The 18,236-nt window shown below is 33.1% G+C and carries 17 protein-coding genes and 1 tRNA gene; 8 read left to right on the forward strand and 10 right to left on the reverse strand.

Features of this window, described 5'->3' with window-relative positions:
• Positions 1 to 15: 15 nt before the first annotated feature.
• The 7 genes from AB8S09_RS05975 to purR form a co-directional block, all read right to left on the reverse strand.
• Positions 16 to 1,191 (reverse strand): S1C family serine protease, encoded by a 1,176-nt coding sequence (locus tag AB8S09_RS05975; RefSeq protein WP_294182892.1) that lies wholly within the window; start codon positions 1,189 to 1,191, stop codon positions 16 to 18.
• A gap of 84 nt (positions 1,192 to 1,275) precedes the next feature.
• The gene (locus tag AB8S09_RS05980) at positions 1,276 to 2,691 is read right to left on the reverse strand and encodes a sensor histidine kinase (protein ID WP_294182891.1); all 1,416 of its coding nucleotides are present in this window, start codon (positions 2,689 to 2,691) and stop codon (positions 1,276 to 1,278) included.
• 1 nt (position 2,692) lies between these two features.
• Positions 2,693 to 3,379: a response regulator transcription factor gene (locus tag AB8S09_RS05985; protein WP_294182946.1), complete on the reverse strand. Its 687-nt coding sequence runs from the start codon at positions 3,377 to 3,379 to the stop codon at positions 2,693 to 2,695.
• A 152-nt stretch (positions 3,380 to 3,531) separates the two neighbouring features.
• On the reverse strand, positions 3,532 to 4,491 hold the full coding sequence (locus AB8S09_RS05990) for a ribose-phosphate diphosphokinase (protein WP_294182890.1): 960 nt from the start codon (positions 4,489 to 4,491) through the stop codon (positions 3,532 to 3,534).
• Positions 4,492 to 4,512: 21 nt separating this feature from the next.
• Positions 4,513 to 5,883, reverse strand: coding sequence for a bifunctional UDP-N-acetylglucosamine diphosphorylase/glucosamine-1-phosphate N-acetyltransferase GlmU (gene glmU / locus AB8S09_RS05995; RefSeq protein ID WP_369868682.1), 1,371 nt, complete (start codon positions 5,881 to 5,883; stop codon positions 4,513 to 4,515).
• A 207-nt stretch (positions 5,884 to 6,090) separates the two neighbouring features.
• Positions 6,091 to 6,381, reverse strand: coding sequence for a septation regulator SpoVG (gene spoVG / locus AB8S09_RS06000; RefSeq protein ID WP_294182885.1), 291 nt, complete (start codon positions 6,379 to 6,381; stop codon positions 6,091 to 6,093).
• A 101-nt stretch (positions 6,382 to 6,482) separates the two neighbouring features.
• Positions 6,483 to 7,298: a pur operon repressor gene (gene purR / locus AB8S09_RS06005; RefSeq protein WP_294182883.1), complete on the reverse strand. Its 816-nt coding sequence runs from the start codon at positions 7,296 to 7,298 to the stop codon at positions 6,483 to 6,485.
• Positions 7,299 to 7,505: 207 nt separating this feature from the next.
• On the opposite strand from purR, the gene murC reads away from it, so the two are divergent.
• The 6 genes from murC (at position 7,506) to AB8S09_RS06035 (ending at position 12,030) form a co-directional block, all read left to right on the forward strand.
• Positions 7,506 to 8,876: a UDP-N-acetylmuramate--L-alanine ligase gene (gene murC / locus AB8S09_RS06010; RefSeq protein ID WP_294182881.1), complete on the forward strand. Its 1,371-nt coding sequence runs from the start codon at positions 7,506 to 7,508 to the stop codon at positions 8,874 to 8,876.
• Positions 8,877 to 8,937: 61 nt separating this feature from the next.
• Positions 8,938 to 9,270, forward strand: coding sequence for a hypothetical protein (locus AB8S09_RS06015; RefSeq protein ID WP_294182879.1), 333 nt, complete (start codon positions 8,938 to 8,940; stop codon positions 9,268 to 9,270).
• 60 nt (positions 9,271 to 9,330) lie between these two features.
• A tRNA-Pro gene (locus AB8S09_RS06020) sits at positions 9,331 to 9,406 on the forward strand.
• 128 nt (positions 9,407 to 9,534) lie between these two features.
• Positions 9,535 to 10,881, forward strand: coding sequence for a [Fe-Fe] hydrogenase large subunit C-terminal domain-containing protein (locus AB8S09_RS06025; protein ID WP_369868683.1), 1,347 nt, complete (start codon positions 9,535 to 9,537; stop codon positions 10,879 to 10,881).
• A gap of 33 nt (positions 10,882 to 10,914) precedes the next feature.
• Positions 10,915 to 11,568: an HAD family hydrolase gene (locus AB8S09_RS06030; RefSeq protein WP_294182874.1), complete on the forward strand. Its 654-nt coding sequence runs from the start codon at positions 10,915 to 10,917 to the stop codon at positions 11,566 to 11,568.
• A gap of 60 nt (positions 11,569 to 11,628) precedes the next feature.
• Positions 11,629 to 12,030 carry a hypothetical protein gene (locus AB8S09_RS06035; protein WP_294182871.1) on the forward strand — a complete coding sequence of 134 codons (402 nt, stop codon included), beginning with the start codon at positions 11,629 to 11,631 and terminating at the stop codon, positions 12,028 to 12,030.
• A gap of 87 nt (positions 12,031 to 12,117) precedes the next feature.
• Here AB8S09_RS06035 and mnmL read toward each other — a convergent pair whose 3' ends face one another.
• Positions 12,118 to 13,035: a tRNA modification radical SAM protein MnmL/YtqA gene (gene mnmL / locus AB8S09_RS06040; protein WP_369868708.1), complete on the reverse strand. Its 918-nt coding sequence runs from the start codon at positions 13,033 to 13,035 to the stop codon at positions 12,118 to 12,120.
• A 59-nt stretch (positions 13,036 to 13,094) separates the two neighbouring features.
• Positions 13,095 to 14,255, reverse strand: a complete 1,161-nt coding sequence (locus AB8S09_RS06045) for a hypothetical protein (protein ID WP_369868709.1) — start codon at positions 14,253 to 14,255, stop codon at positions 13,095 to 13,097.
• Positions 14,256 to 14,364: 109 nt separating this feature from the next.
• On the opposite strand from AB8S09_RS06045, the gene AB8S09_RS06050 reads away from it, so the two are divergent.
• Both AB8S09_RS06050 and AB8S09_RS06055 read left to right on the forward strand, forming a co-directional pair.
• Positions 14,365 to 15,441: a YkvI family membrane protein gene (locus AB8S09_RS06050; RefSeq protein WP_369868684.1), complete on the forward strand. Its 1,077-nt coding sequence runs from the start codon at positions 14,365 to 14,367 to the stop codon at positions 15,439 to 15,441.
• A 75-nt stretch (positions 15,442 to 15,516) separates the two neighbouring features.
• On the forward strand, positions 15,517 to 16,416 hold the full coding sequence (locus tag AB8S09_RS06055) for a radical SAM protein (protein ID WP_369868685.1): 900 nt from the start codon (positions 15,517 to 15,519) through the stop codon (positions 16,414 to 16,416).
• On the opposite strand, the gene AB8S09_RS06060 is transcribed toward AB8S09_RS06055, so the two are convergent.
• Complete coding sequence (locus AB8S09_RS06060; RefSeq protein WP_369868686.1) at positions 16,413 to 18,212, reverse strand: heme NO-binding domain-containing protein; 1,800 nt, start codon at positions 18,210 to 18,212, stop codon at positions 16,413 to 16,415. The two genes, AB8S09_RS06055 and AB8S09_RS06060, sit on opposite strands and share 4 nt — an antisense overlap.
• Between the last annotated feature and the right edge of the window lie 24 nt (positions 18,213 to 18,236).

Below are 18,236 nucleotides of genomic sequence, written 5' to 3' on the forward strand. Positions count from 1 at the left end.
TATTAATAATCCATCTTATCGAATTTGAGATAAGGTTATATATGCTTCTATAATCCTCCCATTCCTCCAGATTTTGCCTTTGACTTTTTCTCCCACTCTATGCTGCTGCAATATATCTTCCATATCCGACATATTGTTCACCTTACTTCCATCTAATTCTATCAATATATCCGTAGGCTTTATACCCGCCTCTGAAGCGCCGCTATTTTTTTCCACCTGCTGAATATATATTCCCTGAATCTTATTATCCTGGGATATTACACTTTCTCCACTTATACCTAATTCTGGCCTTGAAATCTGACCATTCTTTATGAGTGATTTTATTATATTCTTAGCTTCATTTATAGTTATAGCAAAGCCAACTCCATCTACATTGGAATCAGCACTTAACTTTAAACTGTTTATTCCTATAACATCACCCTGAATATCACAAAGGGGTCCTCCACTATTCCCCGGACTCATAGCAGCATCTGTCTGAATAACTTTGTACACGACTCCATTATACTCTATCTTTCTATTTAATGCACTTATTATACCCGCAGTAACCGAACCGGGAAATTCTTCTCCCAGTGAATTTCCTATGGCGATGGCAATATCTCCAACTTTTATTTTAGAAGAATCTCCCAGCCTAGCTATCGGAAGATTCTTCGCATTCACCTTTATCACAGCTAAATCAGATCTTTCATCCACACCAGCTACCGATGCATCAAGCACTTTCCCGCTTGACAATTTAACCATAACCTTATCTGCTCCCTGTATTACATGATAATTTGTAACTATATATCCATTTGAATCCACTATGATCCCGGAACCGCTGTTTAAATCCTGCAGTCCAAAATAATTTTCCGCCTTGTTGCTTATACCTACTACTGCAGGGCTAACAGCTTCTGCCGCTTCGGTTATGGAATTCTCCGATGTATTTTCCGTTCTTGCATTATTTGCCTTTTCTTTGGGTTCAACCAATATTTGATCATTATTAGGTGTATAAATTTTAGTAACTTCTCTTCTACTGCTTATATAAGCTCCAGATAATCCTCCAGAAACAGCAGCTATTAGGATAAAACAAAATACTTTTCCTGCCTTTACCATATTTGATCTTCTCTTGCTACTTATAAATTTTATCTTTGCCTTACCGGATTCTACTTTTTTCCATGAAGTATCTTTTACATTATCATATCTGTTATTATCCATTAAATACACCTCATAATATCTAAAAATCTAGAGTCATTATAATAAAAAAATTTTACACAAATATGAACAAAATAAAATAATTTGTTAAATTCTTTTTAAAGTAAAGGTAAACATAACTCCATTGGGTTTTTTATTCTCAACCCATATATCCTCACCCAGCTGCGTGAGAATACTTCTTACAATCGGGAGTCCAAGTCCCGTGCTTATTTTTGAAGTCCTGGATTTATCACTTTTATAAAATCTATCCCACATATGTTTCATATCATACTCTGATATGCTAGAGCCATTATTGTATATGGATACAAACACTTTTTCACCCTTTATTTTGGTAAAAATCTTTATATTACCCTCATCATTTACATATTTAACGGCATTATCAATTAAATTCGTAACTACTTGAGTTATTTTATCTTTGTCTGCCGCCACATAGAGTTTATCGTTTTCCAAAAGCACATCCACTTTCAACTTTTTCTCATTTATTCTGGTTTCAAATTTTATAACACACAATCTTATGACTTCATTTATGTCCACCTTTTCTACTCTAAGTTTTATCTGTCCTGAATCAATAGCTGACAAATCCAGGAGATCATTTACGAGCCTAGTAAGTCTCTGTATTTCAGAATAAGTTACAGATAGATAATAATTTTGCTTCTCCGGAGGAATAACCCCATCGATCATTCCTCCAATAAAACCCTTTATAGATGTTATAGGAGACCTTATCTCATGTGATACATTGGATATAAACTCTCTCCTATTTTTTTCCACTTGTTCCAGAGAATCTGCCATACTGTTAAAAGATTTTGCCAGTTCTCCGATTTCATCTTTTGAATTAATATCAACTCTTTTTTCAACTTCACCTCTGGAAATTTTATCCGCTACATAATTGATTCGTTCAAGGGGTTTTATTATTATTCTCTGAGATAAATAATAAATTACAATACAGCATATCACAATTGCAAATACTGCCGATACCCATATGATCTTATACACCCATTTCAAAGGTCCCTTCAACTCATTTATAGATGTATGCATCATTATGGCACCTTTAAAAACATTATTTGAAAAAATTGGTATTTCAAAAGTATGCACGGGATTTGCAAATATTTGTGAATATTTTTCGGTTTTATCTACTGTCTTATTTTGTCTAAGTTCTTTTAAATCACTAGTAACTATTTGTTTTGAAGTAGCTATCAAATTTTTGTGTTCACTTTTCGATACGGAGTATACATAGCCATAATTATCTACAAGCCATATATCTGCCGATAGATAATTCCCTATATAAGTTAAAGTTTCATTTATCTCATCTGCCGTTAAATTACCGTTTAAATACTGAATTGCCTTATACTTTATAAACTGGGACTCTTTTAGTAATTCACTTTCTCTCTGTTTAAAATAATATCCCTCAAACCAATATGATAAAAAAGCTGCTGTCATTACAAAACTCACCATGATAATTGCAATAAACGCAATCATAAGTTTTGAAAATAACCCCTTTTTCATCTTATTTCACCTCAAACTTATATCCTACGCCCCATACTGTCTCTATCTGCCAGTTAGGTCCTCCCTGAAGTTTTTCCCTGAGCCTCTTAATATGAACATCCACTGTCCTAGAGTCTCCTGGATAATCATATCCCCAAACTTCACACAGCAACTGCTCTCTGGTAAATACCCTGTTCTTGTTATTTGCCAAATAATACAACAATTCAAATTCCTTGGGAGGCATTTTTACTTCTTTATTTTTATACACAACCGTATATGAATTTATATCAACAGTCAAATCTTCAAATTTCAACACTTCTTTACTGTCATTATCTACAGTGTATCTTCTAAGTACGGCTTTAATCCTGGCCAGCATCTCCTTGGCCTCAAAAGGCTTTACTATATAATCATCAGCTCCCAGTTCAAGTCCCAAAACTTTATCAAAAGTCTCTCCCTTTGCAGTAAGCATTATTACAGGAGTCTCAGATTCTTTTCGTATCCATTTAAGTACATCTATACCGTCTATATTGGGCAGCATTATATCCAATAATACCAGATCCGGCTTATACTTTAAAAATAATGTTTCCGCCGTTTTCCCATCATTTGCAATCTGCGTTTTATAGCCTGCATTCTCCAAATACATTTTTATTACTTCACATATATTTTCATCATCATCTACAATTAGAATCTTACCTATTGATCCCTCCATCATTTTCCTCCTAACCAATCTTTATTTATCCACAGTATTTATAGTATTAATTATAAACTATATTTCCAAATTTATCATATTAATTGAGATATGAAATAAATTGCACTTTAACATAAGAGCATGTAGAAAAAACTTCTACATGCTCCTTCATATCAATCTTCAAAGAGTTTGCTAACCGACACATCTTCATATATCCTTCTTATAGCTTCTGCAAAAACCGAAGCTATGGATAATATTTTAAACTTATCCAGCATTTTTTCCTTAGGAAGATTTATTGTATTTAACATCACAAGTTCCTTTATAACCGAATTCTTTAATCTTTCTATGGCCGGTCCTGACAATACGGCATGAGTGCAGCATGCATATACATCCTTTGCACCTCTATTTACAAGGGCTTGAGCCCCATTTGTTATAGTTCCAGCTGTATCTATCATGTCATCTACCAATATTGCAATTTTACCTTCAACATCCCCGATTATATTCATTACCTCCGATACATTAGCTTTCGGTCTTCTCTTATCGATAATGGCTATGGGAGCATGAAGTTTATCTGCAAATTTTCTAGCTCTTGTAACACTTCCAAGATCCGGAGATACTACAACTATATCTTTTCTATCTTTAAATCCCTTCTGGATAAAATATTTTGCTAGTATAGGAGCTCCCAAAAGGTGATCTAAAGGTATATTAAAGTAACCTTGAATCTGTGCTGCATGGAGATCCATAGTAAGTACCCTGTCCGCTCCTGCAGCAGTCAATAAATCTGCAACAAGTTTTGCGGTAATTGGATCTCTCGCCTTAGCTTTCCTATCCTGCCTAGCATAACCATAATAAGGCATTACCGCAGTTATTCTTCCTGCCGATGCCCTTTTAAATGCATCGATCATTATAAGCAATTCCATCAGATTGTCATTTACAGGATTGTTTGTAGACTGAACTATAAATACATCCATACCCCTTACAGTTTCATTGATATCTACAGATATTTCTCCATCACTAAAAGTTGAAACCTTCGCATTTCCAACTGTAGTCCCCAGAATAGTGGCTATGTCCTTAGCCAGCCCAGGATGAGAATTTCCTGCAAAGATTTTGATATTTTTACCATGGGTTATCATTATGTAAAGCCCTCCTAAAATTTATTTCCCTAATCCTTTTTTATATACCCAACCTTCTTTATTTACCTGTCTTGCTCTGGCTATGGCAAGTGATCCTTCTGGAACTTCATCTGTTATAGTGGAACCAGCTGCTATATAAGTATTGTCATTCACTTTCACCGGTGAAACCAAATTTGTATTGCATCCTATAAATGAATTATTACCAACTAAAGTTTTATTTTTCACTTTGCCATCATAATTTACTACAACAGTTCCACATCCAAAATTACACCCGCTTCCAACTTCAGCATCACCTATATATGTCAAGTGGGCTACTTTAGTCCTATCGCCAATCGTAGATTTTTTTATCTCTACAAAATCACCTATTTTAACTGATCTACCTATAACACTTTCAGGTCTTATATAGGCAAAGGGACCTACAGTAACATTTTTTCCTACACTGCTGCTTAATATTACCGAGCTCTGCACAATCACATTGTCATCTATCGTGCTGTCTTTTATGCGGGAATTAGGGTATAATACACAATTTTCTCCTATAACAGTATTTCCCTCAATTACATTTCCGGGATATATTGTAGTATCTCTTCCTATTTTGACATTCAGTCCTATGTAAGTGGTATTTGGGTCAATAATCGTAATTCCATTTTTCATATGCATATTATTTACTCTATTTCTCATAACTCTCTCGGCTTTTGAAAGCTGCAACCTTGAATTGACCCCCATAACTTCTTCAAAATTTACCGGAAGAGCTCCTATTCTCTCTCCCTTGTTTTTCAATATCTCTATTACATCAGTCAGGTAATACTCACCTTGAACATTATTATTATGTAATTTATCCAGGTTTTCAACAAGACTTTCTATATCAAAACAATACATTCCCGAATTTATTTCATTAATTTTCAATTCTTCAGCTGAACAATCCTTGTGTTCAACTATTTTGAGCACCTCTCCATTTTTTTTCCTTACAATTCTTCCATATCCTGTGGGATCATCTACCTCGGCTGTCAATACAGTGGCCTTGTATTTTCCCTTGTTATGAAAATTTAGCATGTTCTTTATGGCATCTTCCTCTATTAAAGGTGAATCCCCTGTAAATATAACTACTGTACCCTCTTTACCCTTTAAAAAATCACCGGCACATAGAACTGCATGCCCTGTACCTAATTGTCCATCTTGTAAAGAATAGGTCACATCTCTGCTTTTTGTAGCTTCCTTTACTTGTTCTGCTCCCTTGCCAATTACCACATCTATATCTTCTATCTGTGCTTTTTTCGCAGAATCAATAACTATGTTCACCATTTCTCTTCCACAAACTTTATGTAAAACCTTGGGAATAGAGGATTTCATTCTTTTTCCCTCACCAGCTGCTAATATTACGGCACAATTATACATTTTAACACCTCTTTATGGTATACATACTATTAAAACATCCTATAATATTATATTTTATATGAAATTTATTTGCAACCTTACAAATTATCTGGATTATTATTCCAATAGAATTGAAAAATGACAAGCCTATTAATACATTTTTAAATCCAGTTGAAAGTAGAAAAATAAACGGGAAAATAATAAAAAGGAGTAGAACACTCCCCTTTATTATTCCTCCGTCTTTCGTTCGGTAGCAATTTCCTCACTTTTAACTTTTTCATACTCCTCAAGAATTGCTTTTTGTATTTTCTCTCTGGTTTGAGTATTTATTGGATGAGCAATGTCTTTAAATTCCCCATCTGGAGTTTTTCTGCTTGGCATTGCTATAAAAAGACCGTTCTGCCCCTCTATAACCTTTATATCGTGAACTACGAATTCGTTATCGAAGGTTACTGAAACAATAGCTTTCATCTTACCCTCGGCAGTAATTTTTCTTACTCTAACGTCAGTAATTTGCATATAAATCCACCTCCAAGATGCTTATGTATATACTATTCTCTATATCTTATTTTTTTCCTCCTTATTTTGTTAAAAACTAATAAAATTTTTTGAAAACTTTACTAACTAAACATTTTTGAAGGAGTCAATAAGGCATCTCCATTTTCATTAATACCCTCAAAATCAACTATTGATACATAATTCTGTACTAATTTTTTAGGAATTCCAACATTATCTATTAGAAAACCTATGCCCAGAAGTTCGCTCTCAAATTCTTTCAAAAGGTCAATTATGCCCATGGCAGTTCCGCCTGCCTTCATAAAGTCATCTATGAATATACATTTGCTTCCATTTTTTAATGCTTTTTTAGATAATGACATGTTCTGGATTTTACCTGTAGAACCTGACACATAATTGATAGTTATAGTGGATCCCTCTGTGAACTTTGTCTCTCTTCTCGCCACTACAAGTTGAACTCCCATCATCTTAGCAACTTCATAGGCAAGCGGTATTCCTTTTGTTTCAACTGTAACTACACAATCAATATTCTTTTCTATAAAAATAGATGCTAAAATCATTCCTGCCATATGTATTATATTGGGATTGAACATCACATCTGTCATATATAAAAAATTGCCTGGTATTATTCTTTCTCTATTTTTTAAAATAATACATAATTTTTCGGCAAACTTTTTAGTTTTTTCAGGGGATATACCACCTATATACTTAATCCCTCCTGCTGCTCCTGATATGGTATCTATCCTTCCCATATGAAGCCTGCTCAGGGTATCTCTGATAACAACTATGTCCTCGCTTACCGTGGATTTTGCTGTATTAAACATTTCAGTAAAATTATTTAATCCTATTATTTTATTGGGATTTTCAAGCAATATTTTTGTTATTGCCGCTATTCTATTGTTTCTACTAAATTTTTGCATCTCCATCACCCATCTATACAGCTTTACGAATAATATCCTAATATTTTATTCTATCATTCATATTGTATTCTAAAATCTATAGTTAATCAATACTTATTTATTATAACAGAATGATAATATTTCACACGGAAGTACAATTTTATTGTGTTTTTAGTTAACTTTTGTATATAATTATTGATAGATTAGTTAATAGAGGAGTGATTTAAATTGTCGTTTGATTTTATAAAAAATAAAAAGGTACATTTCATAGGCATAGGCGGAATAAGCATGAGTGGTTTAGCTGAAATTCTACTTAAAAAAAATTTTGAGGTATCCGGTTCCGATGTTAAAGTTTCTCCTGCAACAGATAAACTTAAATCGATGGGTGCTAAAATATATATAGGCCAAACTGCCGAAAATATAACACTGGATATAGATTTGGTAGTATACACCGCTGCTATATCCAAAGACAATGAAGAACTCTTAAAGGCAAAAGACTTAAAAATTCCCTTGATGTCCAGAGCTGAATTCTTAGGAAATATAATGAAAGGCCATAAATACAACGTAGCAGTATCCGGAGCCCATGGTAAAACCACCACTACTTCTATGCTGTCTTCCATAACACTAAAGGCAAATTTGGATCCCACAATATTGGTAGGCGGAAATTTGGATATCATAAACGGAAATGTCAGGACAGGAGACAGTCCGTACTTTATTACAGAAGCTTGTGAATACAAGGGATCCTTTTTAAAATTTTTCCCGTTTATAGGTGTAATTTTAAATATAGATGCCGAACACCTTGACTATTATAAAAATATAGAAAATGTACAAAATGCTTTTTTGAAATTTGCCAAATTGATCCCCAAAAATGGCTATCTGGTATGTTACAGTGATGATAATAGAATAAATAACATAATGCCCGATGTAGACTGCAATATAATAACCTACGGCATAAACAGCGGTAGAATTACCGCCAAAGATATACATTTTGACGAAGTTGGATGTGCTTGTTTCAAAGTATATAAAGATAATAAAATTATACTTTCTTTACATTTAGCTGTCCCGGGCAAACACAATATATTAAATGCACTTGCCAGCATAGCCGTCTCCTTAATTTTAAATATATCAACTGAAAACATTAAATCCGCCTTAGAAAGTTTCAAAGGTACTCACAGAAGATTTGAAATAAAAAGTAAGAAAAACGGAATAACTGTGGTAGACGATTACGCACACCATCCTACCGAAATAAGAGCTACCTTAAATACGGCTCAAAATTATCCACATAAAAGAATAATTTGCGTTTTTCAACCCCACACATTTTCAAGAACTATCAATCTTTATAAAGAATTTACCTCCGCTTTCGACAATGTGGATGAATTGATACTTACAGACATATTCCCTGCGAGGGAAAAAGATACTGGAAAAGTAAGTTCAGCCATGTTAGCCAGGGACATTTCAAAGCGAGGAGTAAAATGCAGTTATATTAAAAGCTTCAATTCAATAGTAGAATATTTGAAAAGAGATTTAAAGGACGGAGACCTATTTTTAACTATAGGTGCAGGTGATGTTTACAAAATAGGAGAAATGTATCTGCAATAATTTAGTGTAAAATGCCTCCAATAAGGTAATACTATAGTCAAAGTTATTGGAGGTGTTTCATTTGAAAAACTTTTTAATATCTGCATCCGTCGACATATTTTTAATTTTATTGTCCTATTTTCTGTTTGTAAAAATAATCAGCGGACCTACAAGACACAAGCTATACGAAAAATTTTTTAGATCTTTCGCCAGATTTATAATTTACCTGTTTTTTATAACCTTGCTCATAACAGGTCTAAGTGCATTCATCTTATATAGAACTTCTTATATAGCTTATATAAATATAATATCTCCTGCCCTAGTATCCGTATTAGTAGGATTTTTAATGTCAACAGTTCCTACAAAAGGTGAAGGCGATAATTCCAATATAACTACGAAATCAAACGATTTCTAAATTTAAATAAAATTTTTACTGTGACGTTCATATAATATATGCTATAATATATTATATGAACGGGGTGTAGCGCAGATGGTAGCGCGCTTGCTTCGGGAGCAAGAGGTCGCAGGTTCAAATCCTGTCACTCCGACCATTTATAAAAGCAATTTGTATATTGTGCAAAGTTAAAACCCCAGCTTACCTTTAAGCTAGGGTTTACTTACATAAAAAACAATTTTTTGATTTATCAACAAACCAATTATACAAGGAGTTGTACCATTAATGAAAAGTCAATATAAAGATCTATTTAAATCCCTAATAGAATCTTATTATAAGGGAAACTTTGAAGATAAAATAAAATTTATTTTGTCAAAAAACAAAATCAGCAAACAGGAGTTGTGCAAAATCATATCTTCATTATGCGGTACAAATATAAATTATAGCCCTGACTTCATAGAAGATTTAAAAAAATCAATAATCTCCTATAAACCAGATGGAAAAATAGTCAACAAAGTAAAACATTGTTCAATGGAATGTGCAGATAAAGATGGTAAAACACTGTGCCAAAAATCCTGTCCATTTGACGCCATATTGGTGGATACCAATAAAAATACTACTTATATAGACAAAGATAAATGCATTGACTGCGGTTTTTGCGTAGAAGCCTGCCCTACAGGAGGAATAATGGATAAAGTTCAATTTTTGCCGTTGGCCAATCTATTAAAAAGTGGTTCTCCGGTAATAGCAATTGTAGCTCCGGCTATAATAGGTCAATTCGGGAAAGATGTGACTTTAGGGAAACTTAGAAGTGCTTTTAAAAAATTAGGATTTGCAGATATGATCGAAGTGGCATTCTTTGCAGATATGTTAACTTTAAAAGAAGCTGTAGAATTCAATAATTACGTAAAAAATGAAAAAGATTTTATGATAACTTCCTGCTGTTGTCCTATGTGGGTAGGCATGTTAAAGAAAATTTACAATAATCTTATAAAATATGTATCACCTTCTGTTTCACCTATGGCTGCAGGGGGAAGAGTGCTTAAAAAATTAAATCCAAATTGTAAAGTGGTATTTATAGGTCCCTGCATCGCCAAAAAATCTGAAGCCAGGGAAAAAGATATAACTAAAGATATAGATTTTGTATTAACTTTCTCAGAAATAAAGGACATATTTGATACCCTCGATATACATCCAAGTGAACTCAAGGAGGAACTTTCTCCGGAATATGCTTCCAGAGGCGGAAGATTATATGCCCGTACCGGTGGTGTATCAATTGCAGTAAGTGAAGCCGTAAAGAGAATCTTCCCTGAAAAATATAAATTATTCAGGGCAGTAAAAGCAAATGGGGTAAGAGAATGCAAATCCATACTTTCCAAAGCTCAAAATGGAGAAATAAAAGCCAATTTCATTGAAGGCATGGGGTGTATCGGTGGATGTGTAGGAGGACCTAAAGCAATAATTCCAAAAGAAGAAGGCAAAAAACAGGTAAACAGATTTGCCGGGAATTCCAAAATAAAGGTTTCCATTGACAGTAATTGTATGAACGAAATTCTGGCTAAAATCAATATAAATTCTGTAGATGATTTCAAAAACAAAAATAAAATAAAACTATTGGAGAGGTTTTTTTAATATTTGCAGATCATAATGGGAGGGAAAATGGTTATGTTTAAAAATATTCAGGGGGCTATTTTCGACATGGATGGAACCTTAGTGGATTCCATGTGGCTGTGGGAAGATATCGATAAAAAATATCTCAATAAAAAAAATATATCATTTACAGTAGAATTGAAAAATACTCTTCAGAATATGACCCTCGATGAAGCTGCAAGATATCTCAAAAACAGTTTCAATTTAACTGAGAGTATACCTGAAATACAAAAAGAATGGTACAACATGCTCCTTGATGAGTATTCCAACAATATTTCTTTAAAACCGGGTGCCAAAGATTTTCTACATCTTTTAAAAAGGGAAAAAATAAAAATGGCCCTTGCTACCAGCAATTATAAAAAAATAGCAGAAATAAGTCTAAAGAAAAATAAAATATACAATCTGTTTGACTCCATAGTAACCACAAAAGATGTAAAAAAAGGAAAGTCATTTCCAGACATATATCTTATGGCTGCTGACAAATTGTGTTTAAATCCAAAATGCTGTGCTGTATTTGAGGACACGCTGTCTGCCATCAAGGTGGCCAAATCTACAGGTATGACCGTAGTAGGTGTATATGATACATATTCACAACTTCAGTGGGAGAAGATAAAAGCTTGTGCAGATACAACCATATTTAAATACTCGGATTTAATTAAAGCAATATAGTTTTCATTTTTGAGTACTGAATTGAATATACTAATATTAAAATAATAAACATGGAGAAATATGATGTTAGCTTTTTTATTCACAGTACTTGTAATTGCCGCCTCTGTGATTCTATATAATTTTCAAAATAAAATTTCATCACAGAGAAGACAGATATTGTCTTTAAAATATGAAAATGACAATTTAAAATCAAAAATATCAAAGGAGATTCCCAAAAAAATAAATGTCAGATACATTACCCCATCCCAAGTAAATGCACTAGTTGCTGTAAAAAGCAATATGTATTTGGCTCCTATTTCAAGTTCCAGTATAATAAATATTTTGGAAAAGAATACTTTATTAAGGGTTCATGACGGCATTGAAATTATGGACGAGTTCTGGTATGAAGTTTCTATCATAGACAGTTCCAGAATAAATTCTAAAGGATGGATAAAATCCAATTGTATAAAAATAAATTCATGAAATTCTGGCAGTCTGTAGCTGGCAAATAATTTTTAGGTTCAAATGGAGCCGTCGTTTTTCTCCATATGAGCCTTTAAGATCTAAATTTTAGAAATATATACCCTGATATATTTTTTTCTCTTTCATTCTTCTATCAATTTCATTTAAGATCTCCCATTTCTTCAAGCTCCATTTGGGCCCTATAAGTAAATCCCTGGGAGCATCACCTGTAAGCCTATGAATTACTACATTAGGCGGTATATTGCACAGTGTCCAGCACACCATATCTATGTATTCATCTTCTGTCATGAACTTCAGCTTTCCATCATTGTACAACCTAACAAGAGGAGTGTTTTTCATCAAATGAAGCAAATGAATTTTTATTCCCTGTATATTCTGGTGCGAAATATATTTTACCGTATTCATCATATCAGCTTTGTTTTCACCAGGTAGACCCATTATTATGTGTACTACAACATCAACTCCTATTTTTCTAAGTGAAACTACTGCCTTCTCAAAAGTTTTTAATTTATATCCTCTATTTATTACTTCCGCAGTATGATCATTCGAAGTCTGAAGACCAAGCTCCACCCAGGTATAAATTTTTTTATTAAATTTTTGCAGCAGATCCAGGACTTCCCGGCCGAGACAATCCGGTCTCGTAGCTATAGCCAGTGCCACTACACCATTTTGATTTACAGCTTCATCATATTTTTCTTTAAGTACCATTACCGGGGCATAGGTATTGGTATATGCCTGAAAATATGCTATATACTTTCCACTTTTCCATTTCCTGCTCATCATCTGCTTTATACTCTCAAACTGATCTTTTATTGACATATTCCTATTTCCTGCAAAATCTCCCGAACCTTTATTGCTGCAAAATATACACCCTTCCCTGCTTATGCTTCCATCTCTATTTGGGCAAGAGAATCCCCCATTTAAAGATATCTTAAAAACTTTGCATCCAAACTTTTTCCTCAAATAATAATTTAGACTGTAATATGCTTTGTCACCCCACTGCATTTTCAAATCCTGTCCTTCCTAAAAATACAAATATTAAAATCATTCCAAATGAAATTATATCATATTTTTACGGCTTTAAAATTTCTCAAATCCAATTCCCATTCCCCAATTATTTTAGGAAGTTCCTCATTATTATTGTTCTTGGACACAACATCAAAACTTAATATTCCTTCATCAAAAGAAGAAAAAATCACATTTACTTTGTTAAGAGGAAATTCTTTTTCAAATTTATAACTTATCATATCCCCGGAATCCGTTTTATACACCCGTATACAATTTCCTATAGTATCACTGCTGTATTGAACTGCAATAAATTTTTCATCTGGAGAGAAAGTCAAAAATTCAACTTTGGAATCTTTTAAAACATCGAGATCAGTTATGTCTTTACCTATGGGTTTATTTTCCTCTTTCTGATCATTTTGCTGATCTCCACCTGAATTACCCTGCTCTGACGAGCCCCCTCCCTGTTCATCTGAATCCTGAGATTGGGTTTGCATGCTCTCATTTATTCTAATTATTCCTATATAGGAGTCCTTGGAATAAGTTACCACAGCCATACGATCACCATCATAGGAAAAATTTATAATACCAAAATTACTTTTGGGAACGGGAACCTTATACACATTTGCCTTATCATCTTTGCTAAATACATAATTGGGCATACTTCGAATATCTGTTACTATATTTATACTCACGTCATTTTTATTTCTCATCTTTAACTTATTCTTTTCCACAAATGCCTCTCTGTCCGTTACATTGTTGGTTTCATCAATTTTGTAGTCATTGCCTTCTTTTATCACCTTTATAGAATACTCGTCTAAAGCAGCAAATGGCTTACTCAAGTCAGCTCTTGCAACCTTCATTTTTAAAATTCCGGACTTTCCAACTTCACTGCTGTCAGTCAAATTATACCCTAAAATTCGTAAATTTCTACCTGTCATATTCGGTTCATTTTTCAAAAGATCTTTGGAATATAATTTTTTAGCATTTTCCATATCATTCTTCATAAGATATTTCATATAGTTATCTGCTGTGTTGGCTGCAGATTTCATATCAAAATTATTGCTTGCATTTTTTGTATTATTTCCCCTGTTCAAACCACAACCTGATATCGATATTATGATACAGAAAAAAACTATAAGGAAACTCATCTGATGAAATAAAAACTTTTTTTTCATGTGCTTTCTACCACATCCAGTTGTATTGCAGCAGAAATTCACCCCTTTCAAAATGTATTCATCCTTCTTTATAAATTATATTTTCCCCTTAAATAAAATTTTAATTTATAATTCATTATTTTCATATCACATTTATATAATTATATTAGCAATGATTTATTCTAGGAGGTATACTTCTTTGAAGAAAAGAATATTTTTGATTTTCCAGATATCTGCCGTTTTCATAGGTACGGTAGTCGGTGCAGGGTTGGCATCAGGACAAGAAATAAGCCAATTTTTCACCCAATACGGCTATAAAAGTTTTTTGGGTATATTAATCTGCTGTATTGTATACATAACAATGTCTATTATAATAATTAATTTAAGTATAAAATATAAGTTGAATTCCTATGACGGGCTTATACTTTTAGTAAGCCCCGGCTTTTTAGGTCTAGTGACAAATTTTCTAACCACCTTTTTTTTGATTGGAAGTTCTTCAATAATATTGGCAGGAAGTGGAGCTCTAATTCACCAGTACTTTGGCATATCAAGATGGATAGGCATATTTTTTATGGCATTTATATCCGCAGTTGTCCTATTCAGAGAAACTAAAGGTCTCATAGAAATAAATTCAATAATAGTACCTTCTCTCATAATTGTGATACTGACTTTGTTTTTGTTATATCTGATCTTTTACAGAGACATAGATCTGTCCCTCATAAAAAATATACCCTACCGCAAAAATAACTGGCTTTTATCTTCATTAGTATATTCAGGTTTTAATATACTCTGCTGCAGTGGTGTACTTGTACCCTTAAGTCTTTCCATCAATAGGAAAAAAAGCCTCATAGCCGGGGCCATCATAGGATCTTTGGGACTTACTTTTCTGGCTTTTATAATAAATTTTCTACTAATTTTAAATATACCCTATATATTCAAATATGAAATCCCGCTGCTTTATATTGCCAATAGATTTGGTAAGTTATTTCAAACAATGCTTCTCTTTATAATCTGGCTTGAAATGTTTTCCACAGAAGTATCTGATATATACAGCGTAAGTAAGAATTTTCAGGAAATATTTAATATATCATATAATAAATCAGTAATTTTAATCATTTTAATTGCAATTCCCATATCCCAAGTTGGCTTTATAAATCTAATTTCCTTTTTATATCCGGCTTTTGGTGTAGTTAGTTTTATATTTATATTACAATGCATAATTTTCTATATAAAAGATTGCCGTAAATAAATTTCACAAGTTTCTTTACAAAGCGGAAAATATATTTTAACATATTATTATATCGAATACGAAAGAAGTGTTATCATGCTGGATACCCTTAAAAATTGTAAACTCTGTCCTAGAAATTGTAATGCAAATAGGTTACAAGGACATACTGGTTTTTGCAGTGCCGGTACAGACGTAAAAATAGCCAAAGTTTCTCTTCACAAATGGGAAGAACCATGTATTTCAGGAAATAGAGGATCTGGTACCATATTTTTTTGTCACTGCAATTTAAAATGTGTTTTCTGTCAAAATTACAGCATAAGTGCTGGAAATGTAGGTAAAGAAATATCTATAGAAAGGCTCAGCGATATATTCCTAGAGCAGCAGAACAGAGGTGCACACAATATAAATCTAGTTACTCCCACCCATTACATACCTCAGATAATTCAAGCTCTTGACATAGCTAAGTCAAAAGGGCTTGCTCTGCCCATACTTTTCAATACAAACAGCTATCAAACCACAGAAGCGCTAAAAATTTTAAAGGGATATGTAGATGTCTATCTTCCTGATTTAAAATACTTCAGCGACAAATATGCAGTGAGATACTCCAATGCACCTGACTATTTTGCTTTTGCTTCAAAGGCTATAATGGAAATGTACAGCCAGGTGGGTAATCCGGTATTCAACAGAGATGGACTCATAGTAAAGGGAGTGATAATACGACATCTTATGCTTCCCGGGTTACTTTTTGATTCCAAAAAAATAATAGACTATATTTACAATACCTATGGAAATTCAGTATATATAAGCATAATGAACCAATACACCCCTATGTATCATGCTTACAAATTTCCGGAAATAAATAAGCCGTTAAATCCCGGACATTATGACTCACTTATAAATTACTGTATTTCTCTCGGTATAAAAAATGCATTTATTCAGGAAAATGGTACCTGCTCCAGGAATTTCGTACCTGATTTCAATCTACAAGGCGTCTAAATTTTATATCTATCCAATTCTGATTTAAAGGATTCTGTTATCTTTTTAAATTGACCTATATTACTCATAAGTTTTTTAATCTCATTGGTATAATTGGACACGCTGGCACTAACTTCCTCAGAAGATGCAGAGTTTTCTTCTGCAATTGCTGCCAGGGATTCCATGCTACTGTATATTCCAGATATAGAATCCGATTCTTCAGTTAATTTATTTATAGTTTTTATCATGGAAGAAGATACTTTCTCAATAGAATTTGTAGCCTCATAACTTATATTTCTGGCATTTTCAAGTTTGTCACTTCCTAAACGCAGGACGTCAAACTGTTTTTCTATACTTTTTACCAAGTTTTCTATATCCTCTACAAATTTAACCAGATTGGAATTTATATCTTCTACGGCATTTTGGGATTGCTCCGCCAGGTTTCTCACTTCCTCGGCCACTACTGCAAATCCCTTGCCCTGCTGACCGGCACGGGCAGCTTCAATAGAGGCATTTAAGGCAAGTAAATTAGTCTGTTCCGAAATTCCTGAAACTATGGAAACTATACCAGTTATGTCCTTTGCTTTTGTCTGTAGCTCAGTTCCCTTATCTCTAACTTTTTTAAAACTTTTCAAAGTACCCAGTATATTTTTGCTAGTACTATCCACATTTTTATAACTATTACCTATCTTACCCATGGATTTTTCAAGTTCCAGTTTATTACCATTTTCATTCTTTACTATAGTTTTTAGATTTTCAATATTGTCATTTAAAACAGACACCACTTTTTCCGTACTCTCCGCTTGATTTACTGCACAATTAGCTACCTGTTCCACCACATCAGATATTTCACCCGAAGTACTGTTCATTGAATTGGATATTTTATTTATATTTGATACGAAAGTGTTCATCTCATCCGTTACACCCTTAAATCCCACAAAGTCTGACTTAATTGTCTTTTTGTGCTGTTTCAGAAGAGCATATATATCTTCGAAGAAATCATTTGTCTCTATATCTCCTTCTTCTATATAACTATTTTTATTGATTCTATTTACAGTGTCCATTATAGTAAGTCTTGGTTCCATAAGAATGGATCCAGATATGTAAGACCCCAGAAAAGCTATCAATGAAATTATTATGGCCTTTGGTAGATTATTTAATCCCAGCATTGGAATAGCTGCTGCCAGACATAATATAAAACTAAATATACCGATTTTCATCCCAATATTTTTTATAAACCCAAAGGAAAGAAATTTATTGAATTTATAGCTTTTTTTATAATAGATATCTTTCTCAAAAGTAAATTTAAACTTTACAGAATCAGCTGTCTGTTCAATCTTTTCTATACCAAGCTTTTCCCCAAAGAATTTAGCACTCCCCTCTATCAAACCCATAAGATAATCAAACATAGCCCTTTTAGATTTATATTCAAATACTGCCGTCCTTGCTGACGTGGGATTTATCACCACAAGAGGCGGTTTTGCTCCTGGAAATTTTTTTGTCATAACTATATGTACATCAAACATTGATCTAAAAAATGAATACAAGTTTTCATGTTTAAAGAAAGCTGGATAATCTTTATAAAAAGCATTTATATTATCAAGTCCTATTTTCTTCCACAGTATTTCCACATCTTCCTTATTATCCTTCGCTATGATCTCAATTATCTTTTTTATATCTTTATCTTTTACATTTTCAATTGGTGAAAATATTTTAGATGCTCCCCATCCAATCTTATCCATAGCAGTATCTACAGTTTTATCTCCATAAAGCTTTCTACACGTCCTCATCCATGTGGCAACTACAGTACCTTTCATCTTTTATCCTCCTCTTAGGTAATC

The sequence above is a fragment of the Clostridium lapidicellarium genome (genome assembly GCF_041224415.1).
GTDB classification, from domain to species: Bacteria; Bacillota; Clostridia; order Clostridiales; family Clostridiaceae; genus Clostridium_B; species Clostridium_B lapidicellarium.

Coding starts and splice junctions, on each gene's coding strand:
- AB8S09_RS05975 (WP_294182892.1), bottom strand. CDS start 1,191: ATGGATAATAACAGATATGATAATGTAAAAGATACTTCATGGAAAAAA.
- AB8S09_RS05980 (WP_294182891.1), bottom strand. CDS start 2,691: ATGAAAAAGGGGTTATTTTCAAAACTTATGATTGCGTTTATTGCAATT.
- AB8S09_RS05985 (WP_294182946.1), bottom strand. CDS start 3,379: ATGGAGGGATCAATAGGTAAGATTCTAATTGTAGATGATGATGAAAAT.
- AB8S09_RS05990 (WP_294182890.1), bottom strand. CDS start 4,491: ATGATAACCCATGGTAAAAATATCAAAATCTTTGCAGGAAATTCTCAT.
- glmU (WP_369868682.1), bottom strand. CDS start 5,883: ATGTATAATTGTGCCGTAATATTAGCAGCTGGTGAGGGAAAAAGAATG.
- spoVG (WP_294182885.1), bottom strand. CDS start 6,381: ATGCAAATTACTGACGTTAGAGTAAGAAAAATTACTGCCGAGGGTAAG.
- purR (WP_294182883.1), bottom strand. CDS start 7,298: ATGCAAAAATTTAGTAGAAACAATAGAATAGCGGCAATAACAAAAATA.
- AB8S09_RS06025 (WP_369868683.1), top strand. CDS start 9,535: ATGAAAAGTCAATATAAAGATCTATTTAAATCCCTAATAGAATCTTAT.
- AB8S09_RS06030 (WP_294182874.1), top strand. CDS start 10,915: ATGTTTAAAAATATTCAGGGGGCTATTTTCGACATGGATGGAACCTTA.
- AB8S09_RS06035 (WP_294182871.1), top strand. CDS start 11,629: ATGATGTTAGCTTTTTTATTCACAGTACTTGTAATTGCCGCCTCTGTG.
- mnmL (WP_369868708.1), bottom strand. CDS start 13,035: ATGCAGTGGGGTGACAAAGCATATTACAGTCTAAATTATTATTTGAGG.
- AB8S09_RS06050 (WP_369868684.1), top strand. CDS start 14,365: ATGATTTATTCTAGGAGGTATACTTCTTTGAAGAAAAGAATATTTTTG.
- AB8S09_RS06055 (WP_369868685.1), top strand. CDS start 15,517: ATGCTGGATACCCTTAAAAATTGTAAACTCTGTCCTAGAAATTGTAAT.
- AB8S09_RS06060 (WP_369868686.1), bottom strand. CDS start 18,212: ATGAAAGGTACTGTAGTTGCCACATGGATGAGGACGTGTAGAAAGCTT.